Here is a 13,775-nt window from a genome sequence, read left to right as displayed (position 1 = left end):
CGAGGATATGCCCGTGACGACTCCACAGAACAACAAGACAGCACATACCCTGTGGGAGCGAGCCTGCTCGCGATGGGGTCAATGCGCTGTGTCTGATGTACCGAGCCGCCTGCATCGCGAGCAGGCTCGCTCCCACAGAGGGACACTGTGTGCCGTTGCTTTGGCAGTCAGCCTGGCTGGCTGCGCCGGTCTGCCCGACCAGCGCCTGGCCAACGAAGCTCTCAAGCGCGGCGACACGGCGCTGGCGCAGCAGAACTATCAGCAACTGGCGGACCTGGGCTACAGCGAAGCCCAGGTAGGCCTGGCCGATATTCAGGTCGACAGCCATGATCCGGAGCAAATGAGAAAAGCCGAGGCGACGTACCGCGCCGCTGCCGATATCTCGCCACGGGCCCAGGCGCGCCTGGGCCGCCTGCTGGTGGCCAAGCCTGGCTCTACCGAGGCTGAAAAACACGAAGCCGAAGGTCTGTTGAAGAAAGCCTTCGCCAACGGTGAAGGCAACACCCTCATTCCGCTGGCGATGCTGTACCTGCAATACCCGCACAGCTTCCCGAACGTCAACGCCCAGCAGCAGATCAGCCAATGGCGCACCGCCGGTTATCCGGAAGCGGGCCTGGCGCAGATTCTGCTGTATCGCACCCAGGGCACTTACGACCAGCACCTGGATGAAGTGGAAAAAGTCTGCAAGGCCGCGTTGGCGACCACGGACATCTGCTACGTCGAGCTGGCCACGGTCTATCAGAAGCGCGGCCAGCCGGAACAGCAAGCCGAATTGCTCAAGCAGATGCAGGCCGGTCACAGCCGCGGCGTCGTGTCCGCCCAGCGTGTGGACAGCGTCGCCCGCGTGCTGGCCGATGCCAGCCTGGGCAAGACGGACGAGAAGACCGCCCAGTCGCTGCTCGAAGGCATTGCCCCCGGTTACCCTGCTGCCTGGGTCAGTCTGGCGCAATTGCTCTACGACTTCCCCGAACTGGGTGATGTCGACAAGATGATGCAGTACCTGGAAAACGGTCGCGCCGCCGACCAGCCGCGTGCCGAGCTGTTGCTGGGCAAGCTGTACTACGAAGGCAAGTGGGTTCCGGCCGACGCCAAGGCCGCCGAGGCGCATTTCCAGAAAGCCGTTGGCCGCGAAGTGGCCGCCGATTACTACCTCGGCCAGATCTATCGCCGTGGTTACCTCGGCCAGGTGTACTCGCAAAAAGCCCTGGACCACCTGCTCAAGGCCGCTCGCAGCGGCCAGAACAGTGCCGACTTCGCCATTGCCCAGTTGTTCTCCCAGGGCAAGGGCACCAAGCCCAACCCGGTCAACGCTTATGTGTTCAGCCAGTTGGCCAAGGTGCAGAACACCCCGCAAGCGACCGAGCTTGCCCAGACCCTCGAAGCAAATTTACCGCCGGAACAGCTTGCACAAGCCCAACGCCTGCTAAAACAAGAGCAGGCCATTCGCGGTGCCATGAGCCCCGATACGCTTGAACTGCAAGCCCTGAAAGAAGATGACGGCGAGGAAAAACCATGAAGTCTTTGAAGCTCAATCCTTTTGTGCAGGCCGGAATTGGCCTGACGTGCGCCCTGCTCTGGTCCTGCCCGACGCTGGCGGCACTGACTGAAACCAAGAACTTCGGCCTGGAAGTGAAAATCACCGGCCAGTCCGAAGACGACCGTGACCTCGGCACCCAGAAAGGTGGCGACGTCAACGGCATCGGCCTGGACCTGCGTCCCTGGGTCTACGGCGAAAGCGGCAACTGGAGCGCCTATGCCATGGCCCAGGCCGTGACGTCGACCGACATCATCGAGACCGACACGCTGCAACAGTCCGACAGCGCCAACCAGCAAACCGACAGCGGCGACCGTGAAGCCAAGAAAAGCTACCTGGCGATGCGCGAGTTCTGGGTTGGCTACAGCGGCTTCACCCCGTACCCGGGCGAGCTGTTGAAGTTCGGCCGCCAGCGCCTGCGCAACGACGATGGCCAATGGCGTGACACCAACATCGAAGCCCTGAACTGGACCTTCGACACCACGTTGCTGCGGGCCAATGTCGGCGTCGCCGAACGCTTCAGCGAATACCGCACCGACCTCAAGGAACTGTCGCCCAAGGACAAGGATCGCCTGCACGTCTATGGCGACGTGAGCTATCAATGGACGCCAGGCCAGTGGGCCGGCATCCGCGCTCATCACACCCATGACAGCGGCAGCCTTGATTACCCGACCCCGGGCGAACCCACCGACACCCTGGACAAGACCCAGAACGGTGACATCTCCTGGCTGGGCCTGGAAGCCAACAGCGACGCCTACAACTGGCGCAACACCAACACCGTCAACTACTGGGCGAGCCTGACCGGCATGAGCGGCGACCGCGACACCGTCAACCCGCTCAACGCCGACGGCACGCGCCCGGCGCAAGCCAAGCGCAGCGAAGACCTGAACGGCTGGGCCACTGACCTGGGTATCCGCCTGCGCCTCGACCCGCAATGGCAGGTCGGTGCGGCCTATGCCCGCGCCAGCGATGAATACCAACAGAACGGCCTGCAGAGCAACCGCTCGAACTACACCGGCACCCGTTCGCGGGTCCACCGTTTCGGCGAAGCGTTCCGTGGCGAAATGGCCAACACCCAGAGCGCCAGCCTGTTCGGCTCCTGGCAGTTGCGCGATGAATACGACGCCAGCCTGGTGTACCACAAGTTCTGGCGCGTGGACGGCAACAAACCGGTGGGCAGCAACGGCATCAACGCCGTGGAAAACAACACCGACGACGTGACCGGCGCGATCCTGTCCACCTCGACCTTGCCGCTGCGCGACGGCGACAAGGACCTGGGCCAGGAAGTCGACCTCGTCGTCACCAAGTACTTCAAGCAAGGTCTGTTGCCCGCGGCGCTGAGCCAGTCCATCGATGAGCCGTCGGCGCTGGTGCGCTTTCGTGGCGGCGTGTTCAAGCCAGGCGACGCCTACGGCAAAGAGGTCGATTCGTACATGCATCGCGCCTTTGTCGACGTGATCTGGCGCTTCTGATGCGAATGGCCATGGGAGTGCCCGAAATGAACCGCTACCTCAGGAACAGCCAGGCGATGAAAGGTTCGATCAGCCTGTTGGTCGCAGCGATGCTGCTGGCCGGCTCGCCGGCGTTCGCCAACGTTGAACCGGTGGTCAAGCCGGGCAACGTGGTCAAGGAACTGCAACGAGCCAAGACCTACACCGTCAGCAGTGCGCCAACCGCGCCACTGGAGCTGGCCGCGCCGACCCTGCCCGATCTCAAGGGCTACACCGCCGAAGCGGTGGCTGCCAAGATCGTGCGGACCAAGCCCGGTAAAGTCAGCGTGCGCCGGATGATGCAGGAAAACGCCTTGAAGGACTTCATCGGCGGAGACAACAAGATGGCCGAATGGGTGGTGCGTCAGCACGGCATCCCACAGGCCATCTTCCTCGACGATGGCTACATGAACTTCAAGGATCTGGCCAAGAAACAGCCCAAGTACATCATCGAAACCTCGCCAGGCGTTTACCTGGCGAAGATTCCGATCGTGGTCGGCCAGAAAGGCATCCTGGAAATCGACAAACAGACCCAGGAGCTGCGCCTGTCCGAAGAAGGCGGCTCGTTCCTGGTCAACGATGGCAAGATGTTCATCCGCGACACCAAGGTCACCGGCTGGCGCGAAAAGGAAAATGGCCCCGCCACGTTCCGCTCGCCCAAGAGCTTCCGTCCGTTCCTGTTGTCGTGGGGCGGCACCGAGACCTACATCGTCAATACCAAGATGGCCAGCTTCGGCTACTCCAACAGTAAGTCGTACGGGGTGAGTATTTCCCAGTACACGCCAAACATGGCCAAGGTGCTCAAGCGCCCGGAACCGACCGGCTGGATCATCGGTTCCGAGTTCTCGGACATGTGGTACGGCTTCTACTGCTACGAGACGCGCGACTTCGTGGTCAAGAGCAACACCTACAAAGACAACGTCATCTATGGCATTGACCCCCACGACCGTTCCCATCGGCTGATCATTGCCGACAACACCGTCTACGGGACCAAGAAGAAGCACGGGATCATTATTTCCCGTGAGGTCAACGACAGCTTCATCTTCAACAATCGCAGCTACGACAACAAACTCTCGGGCCTGGTGATCGACCGTAACAGCGTGAACAACCTGATCGCCTACAACGAGATCTACAAGAACCACACCGACGGCATCACGCTCTACGAGAGTGCCGACAACCTGTTGTGGGGCAACAAAGTGATCAGTAACCAGCGCCACGGCATCCGGGTTCGTAACAGCGTGAACATCCGCCTCTACGAAAACGTGTCCATGGCCAACGGCTTGACCGGCCTGTACGGCCACATCAAGGACCTGTCGAACACCGACCGTGACATCAAGCTCGACCCGTTCGACGCCGAGGTCTCGCTGATTGTGGTGGGCGGTGAACTGGCCGGCAACGGCAGCGGCCCGCTGTCCATCGATTCGCCGTTGAGCGTCGAGCTGTACCGCGTGTCCATGCTCGCGCCGACCAAATCCAGCGGCATCAGCTTCACGGGAGTCCTGGGCGAACGCCAGGATGAAATTCTCGACCTGCTGGTGCGCCAGCAGAAAGCCGTGCTGATCGACCCTGTCGAACGCCAGACCGAATTGCGGGACTGAGGATGACCTTTATGAACCCACAGATGATCAAGCTTTTGGGCCTGTCTGCCCTGACCGTCGGCATGCTTGCCGCGACCAGCGGTGCGCGCGCCGACGAAACCCAGGCGCCGACCTTTACCGCCGAACCGTGCTGCAACCTCTGCCCTGCCGCCCACGATGCGAAGAACTACACCACGCGTTACCAGCAGAACTTCACCACGCTGGTGCAGGCCCAGGGCGACTGGCTGTTCCGGACCCAGGAAGACCTGCGGACCGAATTCAATACCACCCCGGCCGGCTACCAGCGCCTGCAACAGTTGCATGATGCGTTCAAGAAGAAAGGCGTCGAACTGGTGCTCGTCTATCAGCCAACCCGTGGCCTGGTGAACCGCAACAAGCTCAATCCGCAGGAAAAGGCCGCGTTCGACTATGAGAAGGCCCTGGGCAACTACAAGACCATGCTGGGTCGCTTCGCCCAGATGGGTTATGTGGTGCCGGACCTGTCGCCGCTGACCAACGAAAACCTGCCCGATACCCTGCCGGCCCATGATTTCTACTTCCGTGGCGACCAACACTGGACGCCTTACGGTGCCCAGCGCACCGCGAAGATCGTGGCCGAGAAGGTCAAGCAACTCCCGGCCTTCGCCGACATCCCCAAGCGTGAGTTCGAAACCAAGAAGTCCGGCCGCATGGGCAAGACCGGCACCCTGCACAACATGGCCGGGCAGCTGTGCGGCACCAGCTACGCGGTCCAGTACATGGACCAGTTCACCACCGAGCCCAAGGGCGAGGCGGGTGACGGCGACTTGTTCGGCGACTCCGGCAACCCGCAGATCACCCTCGTCGGCACCAGTCACAGCGGCAAGAACTACAACTTCGCCGGTTTCCTGGAAGAAGCCATCGGCGCCGACATCCTCAACGTGGCCTTCCCTGGCGGCGGTTTCGAGGGCGCGATGATCCAGTACCTGGGCAGCGAAGAATTCCAGAAGAACCCGCCGAAGATTCTGATCTGGGAATTCTCGCCGCTGTACCGCCTGGACCAGGAAACCATCTACCGCCAGATGTTTGCCCTGCTGGACAACAACGGCTGTGAAGGCAAGCCGGCGCTGATGAGCAGCAAGACCGCCCTCAAGCCGGGCAAGAACGAATTGATGGTCAACAGCAAGAACATGGACCTGCGTAACAGCAGTCACCAAGTCGACATCCGCTTCGCCGACACGTCGGTGAAAACCTTGCACGCAACCCTCTGGTACATGAATGGGCGCCACGAGGATATCAAGATCGAGAAACCGGATACCTCCGACACCGACGGGCGTTTCGCCTTCCAACTGCGCACCGACGACGACTGGGCCTCGCAAAACCTGCTGGCTGTCGAAGTCGAAGGTCCCGAAGCGGGTGCAGCGCCACAACAGGTGGAAGCGAAAGTCTGCAAACGAAACGCATCTGCGCCGACCGAACAAACGGCTCAGATCGGACAATGAGGTCTCGTCTCATGACCAGCACCATGCACACCCGAACGTTGAAAAAGCTGCTGGCGCCGTCCCTGCTGACCCTGGCGATGTTCGCCGGGGCCACCCAGGCCGCCGCTCCACTGCGCCCGCCACAGGGCTACTTCGCACCGATCGAAAAGGCCAAGGCCGGCGAAGGCGGCCAAGGCTGCGACGCCGTACCGACGCCGTACACCGGCTCCCTGCAGTTTCGCAGCAAGTACGAGGGCTCCGACAAGGCCCGTGCGACCTTGAACGTGCAGTCGGAAAAGGCGTTTCGCGACAGCACCGCCGACATCACCAGAATCGAACGTGGCGTCAGCAAGCAAGTGATGCAGTTCATGCGTGACGGCCGTCCTGAACAATTGGAATGCACCTTGAACTGGTTGACCACCTGGGCCCAGGCCGATGCGCTGATGTCCAAGGACTTCAACCACACCGGCAAGTCGATGCGCAAATGGGCCCTGGGCAGCATGGCGTCGGCCTATGTGCGCCTGAAGTTCTCCGACTCTCACCCACTGGCGAACCATCAGGAACAAGCGCAACTGATTGAAAGCTGGTTCAGCAAGATGGCCGATCAGGTGGTCAGCGATTGGGACAATCTGCCGCTGGACAAGACCAACAACCATTCCTACTGGGCCGCCTGGTCGGTGATGGCCACCTCCGTGGCAACCAACCGTCGCGACCTGTTCGACTGGGCCGTCAAGGAATACAAGGTCGGCGTCAACCAGGTCGATGCCGACGGCTTCCTGCCCAATGAACTCAAGCGCAAACAACGGGCCCTGTCCTATCACAACTATGCCCTGCCGCCGCTGGCGATGATCGCCAGTTTCGCCCAGGTCAACGGTGTGGACCTGCGCCAGGAAAACAACGGCGCCCTCAAGCGCCTGGGTGATCGGGTGCTGGCCGGGGTGAAAGACCCGGACATCTTCGAGAAGAAGAATGGCGACGAACAGGACATGAAGGATTTGAAGATCGACTCGAAATTCGCCTGGCTCGAACCGTTCTGCAGCCTCTACACCTGCCCCCCGGACGTGCTGGAACGCAAGCATGAAATGCAACCGTTCAAGACCTTCCGCCTCGGTGGTGACCTGACCAAGGTGTATGACCCGGCTAACGAAAAAGGCAACAAAGGAAGCTGATTCACCGCTGATCGTTCCCACGCTCTGCGTGGGAATGCAGCCGGGGACGCTCTGCGTTCCGAAAAGCCGAACGCGGAGCGTCCGTAGAGGCATTCCCACGCAGAGCGTGGGAACGATCATCACCGCCCTTTTTCATTGGGGGGGTTTGGGGGGGCTCTGGCCCTTGACTGTTGATTCAACATGGAGAGATCGGGATGGTATTTTCATCCAATGTGTTCCTGTTTCTGTTCTTGCCGATCTTTCTCGGCTTGTACTACTTGAGCGGGCAACGCTATCGCAACCTGCTGCTGCTGATTGCCAGCTATGTGTTCTATGCCTGGTGGCGAGTGGACTTCCTGGCGCTGTTCGCCGCCGTCACCCTGTGGAACTACTGGATCGGCCTGAAAGTCGGCGCCGCCGGCGTGCGGACCAAACCGGCCCAGCGCTGGCTGTTGCTCGGCGTGGCAGTGGACTTGTGCATCCTGGGCTACTTCAAGTACGCCAACTTCGGCGTGGACAGCCTCAACGCGATCATGACCAGCTTCGGTCTCGAGCCGTTCATCCTGACTCACGTGTTGTTGCCGATCGGTATCTCGTTCTACATCTTCGAGTCCATCAGCTACATCATCGACGTCTATCGCGGTGACACCCCGGCGACCCGCAACCTGATCGACTTCGCGGCATTCGTGGCGATCTTCCCGCACCTGATCGCCGGCCCCGTGTTGCGTTTCCGCGACCTGGCCGACCAGTTCAACAATCGCACTCACACCCTGGACAAGTTCTCCGAAGGCTGCACCCGCTTCATGCAGGGCTTCATCAAGAAAGTGTTCATCGCCGACACCCTGGCCGTGGTGGCCGATCACTGTTTCGCCCTGCAGAATCCGACCACCGGCGATGCCTGGCTGGGCGCCCTGGCCTATACCGCGCAGCTGTATTTCGACTTCTCCGGCTACAGCGACATGGCCATCGGCCTGGGCCTGATGATGGGTTTCCGCTTCATGGAAAACTTCAAGCAGCCTTACATCAGCCAATCGATCACCGAGTTCTGGCGGCGCTGGCACATCAGCCTGTCCACCTGGCTGCGTGACTACCTCTACATCACCCTGGGCGGTAATCGCAAAGGCACGCTGATGACCTATCGCAACCTGTTCCTGACCATGTTGCTCGGTGGTCTGTGGCATGGCGCGAACATCACCTACGTGATCTGGGGTGCCTGGCACGGTATCTGGCTGGCGATTGAAAAAGCCGTGGGCATCAACACCACCCCACGCAGCATCAACCCGATCCGCTGGGCGCTGACCTTCCTGCTGGTGGTCATGGGCTGGGTGATTTTCCGCTCCGAAAACCTGCACGTGGCCGGTCGCATGTACGGTGCCATGTTCAGTTTCGGCGACTGGTCGCTGTCGGAACTGACCCGCGCCAACCTCACCGGCCTGCAGATCGCCACGCTGGTGGTGGCCTACATCACCCTCGCCTTCTTCGGCCTGCGGGACTTCTACACCAACCGTCCGCCGGTCAAGACCAAGCCTTTGGTGAACACTGAGGCCAACGGCCCGGCCACCGCGCAACCAGGTCTGATCAAGGCCGTGCCGGGTGACAACCCGTCGACTATTCACGAACCGGGCTACACCGTGGGTGTCGAAGCGCAGGTGCAACCGGCCTACTGGACCGTGGACTGGTCGCGCTACGTGATGCGCGCCCTGGTACTGCTGCTGTTCATCGCCTCGATTCTCAAACTCTCGGCGCAAAGCTTCTCGCCGTTTCTTTACTTCCAGTTCTGAGGGATCTGAACATGACCCGCTCATTACGCATCTTTTACGTCGCACTGTTCATGCTGATCCTGACAGCATTGGGCCTGTGGTCGATGCGCAGTTTCTTCGGCTTCAGCACCAACCCGGACGCGACCGTGCTCAATGGTCGCTGGACCAAGGCCGTGGAAACTCACTACGACGACCAGTTCCCGATCAAGCGCCTGGGCACCAATATCTGGGCTGCGCTGGACTACAAGCTGTTCAACGAAGGTCGCAAAGGCGTGGTCCTGGGCCGCGACCAGTGGCTGTACAGCGACGAAGAGTTCAACCCGATCGTCAACGAAGAGCTGAACCTGCAAGGCAACTACGCGCTGGTCGAAGGCGTACGCCAGAAGCTCAAGGAACAAGGCGTGACCCTGGTCATGGCAATCGTGCCGGCCAAGGCGCGGCTGTATCCCGAGCACCTGGGTGACGTGAAGCCGTCGAGCATCCACGCCAACCTCTACCAGGATTTCCATGCCCGCGTGGCGGCCGACAAGATCCTTGCCCCTGACCTGCTCGGCCCGTTGCAACAGGCCAAGCAAAGCGGCCAGCAAGTGTTCCTGCGCACCGACACCCACTGGACCCCGGAAGGCGCCCAGGTCGCGGCCGAAAACATTGCCAAGGCGATTGCCGAGCGCACGCCGCTGGAAGGCCAGCCACAACGCTTCGTCACCGAGCCTGCGGAAAAAATCATCCACAAGGGCGACCTGCGTCAGTTCCTGCCGCTGGATCCCTTGTTCGAAAACCTGATGCCAGCCCAGGAGCCCCTGGTCAAACGCAACACCCGCGAAGCCGACGACCAGCCGGCCGAAGGCGACGCGCTGTTTGCCGACGCCCAGGTGCCCGTGGCCCTGATCGGCACCAGCTACAGCGCCAACCCTAACTGGAACTTCGTCGGCGCCCTCAAGCAAGCCCTGCACAGCGACGTCGTGAACTACGCCGAAGACGGCCACGGTCCGATTCTGCCGATGCTCAGCTACCTCAAGAGCGACGCCTTCAAGAACAGCCCGCCGCAGGTACTGATCTGGGAGTTCCCTGAACGCTATCTGCCCGTGAACAACGAAATCGGCGACGCCGACCCGCAGTGGGTCGCAGCGCTCAAACAAGCCGGTGCGCGCCAACAGAACGTTGCCGCCAACACCCAATCCGAGACGCCCGACCGGGCGCAAAACTGAAAGAGAGGTCCACCATGACTTTCAACACTACTCCTCGCCGTCTCGCCGCTCGCTCCTTCAAGGCCGTTGCCCTCGTCGCCAGCATGAGCGCGCTTTCACTGTCCGCCTTTGCCGGCGACTCGGCCCTGTACGGTCCGGTCGCGCCAAAAGGCTCGAGCTTCGTACGCATCTACAACGCCAGCAACGCTGAAGTCAGCGCCACCGTCGGCAGCACCAACTTGAGCGACGTGGCTCCGTTGGCCAGCAGCGACTTCAGCTTCATGCCTGGCGGCGATTACAGCGCCAAGGTCGGCAGCCAGACCGTCCCGGTCAAACTGGCTCCGGATCACTATTACACCCTGGTCAACAACGCCAGCGGCCAGCCTCAACTGATCGAGGAGCCGCCGTTCAAGAACAAGCAGAAATCCCTGGTTCGCGTGCAGAACCTCACCGACAAGGCACTGACCCTGAAGACTGCCGACGGCAAGACCGAAGTGGTACCGAACGTCGCGGCCAAGGGCCGTGGCGAACGTGAAATCAACCCGGTGAAAGTGAGCCTGGCGCTGTTTGAGGGCGACAAGAAAGTCGGCGACCTCAAGCCCGTGGCCCTGGAGCGCGGCGAAGCGGCCGTGCTGTATGTCACCGGCTCCGGAAGCAGCTTGTCGCCGGTCTGGGTAAAGCGTCCAGTGTCAACCCGCTGACGGATTCGCTTGACTGACACCTCCCCCTGTGGGAGCGAGCCTGCTCGCGATTGCGGTATGACATTCAGCATGAATGTCGACTGACACTCAGCCTTCGAGCAAGCCCGCTCCCACCCTGAACCGAGGCGTCATTCAGGCACGAAACAAAAACAAGAGTGAAACGACAGAACGCAGTAGCTCTATAACCATTACGCTTCAAAGGAGTAACACACATGATTCCGGTGATCTTGTCAGGTGGTAGCGGCTCACGTCTTTGGCCGCTTTCGCGCAAGCAGTTCCCTAAACAGTTCCTGGCCCTGACCGGCGAACACACCCTGTTCCAACAGACCCTCGAACGCCTGGTGTTCGAAGGCATGGACACGCCGATCGTGGTCTGCAACAAAGACCACCGGTTCATCGTCAACGAGCAGTTGGCCAACCGCAACCTGGAAGCCCAGCGCATCCTGATGGAACCGTTCGGCCGTAACACCGCGCCGGCCGTGGCGCTGACCGCGATGATGCTGGTCAACGAAGGCCGCGACGAACTGATGCTGGTGCTGCCAGCCGACCACGTGATCGAAGATCAGAAAGCCCTGCAACGCGCCCTGGCCCTGGCCACCGTGGCCGCCGAGCGTGGCGAGATGGTGCTGTTCGGCGTACCGGCGACCAAACCGGAAACCGGCTACGGCTACATCAAGTCGACCAACGATGCGCTGCTGCCGGAAGGCGTCAGCCGTGTGTCGCACTTCGTCGAGAAACCCGACGTCAAGCGCGCCACCGAATTCGTCGAGGCCGGCGGTTATTTCTGGAACAGCGGCATGTTCCTGTTCCGCGCCAGCCGTTTCCTCGAAGAGCTGAAAAAGCACGATCCGGACATCTACGACACCTGCCTGCTGACCCTGGAGCGCAGCGAGCAGACCCCGGACACCATCACCTTCGACGAAGCCACCTTCGCCTGCTGCCCGGACAACTCCATCGACTACGCCGTGATGGAAAAAACCCAGCGCGCCTGCGTGGTGCCGTTGTCGGCTGGCTGGAGCGATGTCGGCTGCTGGGCGTCGCTGTGGGAAGTCAATCCCAAGGATGCCAACGGCAACGTCACCAAGGGCGACGTGGTGGTCCAGGACAGCCGCAACTGCATGATCCATGGCAACGGCAAACTGGTGTCGGTGATCGGCCTGGAAAACATCGTGGTGGTCGAAACCAAGGACGCCATGATGATCGCCCACAAGGACAAGGTCCAAGACGTCAAGAAGATGGTCAACACCCTCAATGCCCAGGGTCGCACCGAAACCCAGAACCACTGCGAAGTCTATCGTCCGTGGGGCTCGTATGATTCGGTGGACATGGGCGGACGCTTCCAGGTCAAGCACATCTCGGTCAAGCCGGGCGCGTGCCTGTCGCTGCAGATGCACCACCACCGCGCCGAACACTGGATCGTGGTCAGCGGCACCGCCGAGGTGACCTGCGACGAGAACGTGTTCCTGCTCTGCGAAAACCAGTCGACCTACATCCCGATCGCGTCGGTTCACCGCCTGCGCAACCCGGGCAAGATCCCGCTGGAAATCATCGAAGTGCAGTCCGGTAGCTACCTGGGCGAAGATGACATCGAACGCTTCGAAGACATCTACGGCCGCTCCACCCCGGTCGAACGCGGCGTGTCGGTGAAAACCATCGCGCAGTAAACCCGCAAGACTAGAAGCCCTCATCCAGGCCATTGCGTCCCCTATCCGCAGTGGCCTGGGTGGGGGCTTTTTTTTGTCTATTGGGGCGATGATTGCTTATGATCGCAGCCCTCCCCCCTCACTTCTGCACAAGGAATGCGCCATGCCCGTTGCGTTGATCACCGGATGTTCCAGCGGCATCGGCCGCGCCCTCGCCGATGCCTTCAAGGCAGCCGGTTATCAGGTCTGGGCCACTGCGCGCAAAGTCGAGGATGTGGCGCTGCTCGACGCTGCCGGGTTTACCGCCGTACCGCTGGATGTGAACGACGGGCTGGCGCTGGAGCAATTGAGCGAACGGATCAACCAGCAGCACGGTGGCCTCGACGTGCTGATCAACAACGCCGGTTATGGCGCCATGGGCCCGCTGCTGGACGGCGGCGTCCCGGCCATGCAACGCCAGTTCGAAACCAACGTGTTCGCCATCGTCGGAGTGACCCGCGCGCTGTTCCCGGTACTGCGTCGGGCCAGGGGATTGGTGGTGAACATCGGCAGTGTTTCCGGTGTGCTGGTCACCCCGTTCGCCGGCGCCTATTGCGCTTCGAAAGCGGCAGTCCATGCCTTGAGCGATGCGTTGCGCATGGAACTGGCGCCGTTCGGCATCCGCGTGATGGAAGTCCAGCCTGGCGCCATCGCCTCCAGCTTCGCCAGGAACGCCGGCCATGAAGCCGAACAACTGATCAACGAACAATCCCCCTGGTGGCCCCTGCGCGACGGCATACGCGCCCGCGCCAAAGCCTCCCAGGACAACCCGACCCCCGCCCACGAATTCGCCGCCGGCCTGCTCAAGGCCACCCAACAACCCAAGCCACCCCGGCTGCTGCGCCTGGGCAATGGCAGCCGGGCATTGCCACTGATGGCCGGTTTACTGCCCAAGGGGTTGCTGGAGAAGGGATTGATGAAGCGGTTTGGACTCGGGGGGCGCTTTAATCGAAACAGCGCGACTGTATGGAGGCAACATTCATCTGCAACTGACCCACCGCCATCGCGAGCAGGCTCGCTCCCACAAGGGTTTTTCATGGTGGTTTAGAAATCCCCCCACAACTGCTGTGCTACCGCCAGCGCCACCACGGGCGCGGTTTCGGTGCGCAGCACCCGGGGGCCGAGGCGGGCGGCGTGGTAGCCGGCGGTCCTGGCCTGTTCGACTTCCGCGTCGGACAAACCACCCTCGGGTCCGATCAGGAAAGCCAGGGACGCTGGCCGGGCAAGGCTGAGCAA

General features: G+C 61.4%; 10 protein-coding genes and 1 pseudogene. 10 read left to right on the top strand and 1 reads right to left on the bottom strand.

The window, feature by feature from the left end; translation table 11 throughout:
- The first annotated feature begins 7 nt into the window (after window positions 1-7).
- The 10 genes and pseudogenes from algK to J7E36_RS14825 all read left to right on the top strand — a co-directional run.
- Window positions 8-1,516, top strand: coding sequence for an alginate biosynthesis TPR repeat lipoprotein AlgK (algK, locus tag J7E36_RS14870; protein WP_215004149.1), 1,509 nt, complete (start codon window positions 8-10; stop codon window positions 1,514-1,516).
- Between the two features lie 5 nt (window positions 1,517-1,521).
- Entirely contained in the window at window positions 1,522-3,006 is a 1,485-nt protein-coding gene (locus J7E36_RS14865; RefSeq protein ID WP_215004212.1) for an alginate export family protein, read from the top strand.
- Window positions 3,007-3,032: 26 nt separating this feature from the next.
- Window positions 3,033-4,622 (top strand): mannuronan 5-epimerase AlgG, encoded by a 1,590-nt coding sequence (algG, locus tag J7E36_RS14860; RefSeq protein WP_215004147.1) that lies wholly within the window; start codon window positions 3,033-3,035, stop codon window positions 4,620-4,622.
- 11 nt (window positions 4,623-4,633) lie between these two features.
- Window positions 4,634-6,082 (top strand): alginate O-acetyltransferase, encoded by a 1,449-nt coding sequence (locus tag J7E36_RS14855; RefSeq protein ID WP_215004145.1) that lies wholly within the window; start codon window positions 4,634-4,636, stop codon window positions 6,080-6,082.
- Window positions 6,083-6,105: 23 nt separating this feature from the next.
- Window positions 6,106-7,230, top strand: coding sequence for a mannuronate-specific alginate lyase (locus J7E36_RS14850; RefSeq protein WP_215004211.1), 1,125 nt, complete (start codon window positions 6,106-6,108; stop codon window positions 7,228-7,230).
- Between the two features lie 194 nt (window positions 7,231-7,424).
- Entirely contained in the window at window positions 7,425-8,990 is a 1,566-nt protein-coding gene (locus J7E36_RS14845) for an MBOAT family O-acyltransferase (RefSeq protein ID WP_215004143.1), read from the top strand.
- Window positions 8,991-9,001: 11 nt separating this feature from the next.
- Complete coding sequence (locus J7E36_RS14840; RefSeq protein WP_215004141.1) at window positions 9,002-10,177, top strand: alginate O-acetyltransferase; 1,176 nt, start codon at window positions 9,002-9,004, stop codon at window positions 10,175-10,177.
- A gap of 14 nt (window positions 10,178-10,191) precedes the next feature.
- Window positions 10,192-10,857 (top strand): alginate O-acetyltransferase AlgF, encoded by a 666-nt coding sequence (locus tag J7E36_RS14835; RefSeq protein WP_215004139.1) that lies wholly within the window; start codon window positions 10,192-10,194, stop codon window positions 10,855-10,857.
- Window positions 10,858-11,069: 212 nt separating this feature from the next.
- Entirely contained in the window at window positions 11,070-12,521 is a 1,452-nt protein-coding gene (locus J7E36_RS14830; protein WP_215004137.1) for a mannose-1-phosphate guanylyltransferase/mannose-6-phosphate isomerase, read from the top strand.
- A gap of 142 nt (window positions 12,522-12,663) precedes the next feature.
- Window positions 12,664-13,482, top strand: a pseudogene (locus J7E36_RS14825) (SDR family oxidoreductase); the annotation flags it as partial.
- A gap of 101 nt (window positions 13,483-13,583) precedes the next feature.
- On the opposite strand, the gene J7E36_RS14820 reads toward J7E36_RS14825, so the two are convergent.
- On the bottom strand, window positions 13,584-13,775 hold a 192-nt coding region (locus tag J7E36_RS14820; RefSeq protein WP_215004135.1), incomplete at its 5' end, for an RsmE family RNA methyltransferase.

Source organism: Pseudomonas fluorescens (assembly GCF_018614775.1).
Taxonomy (GTDB): Bacteria; Pseudomonadota; Gammaproteobacteria; order Pseudomonadales; family Pseudomonadaceae; genus Aquipseudomonas; species Aquipseudomonas fluorescens_BY.
The sequence above is the reverse complement of the archived record's forward strand: the minus strand, read 5'-3'. Positions and strand labels throughout refer to the sequence as shown.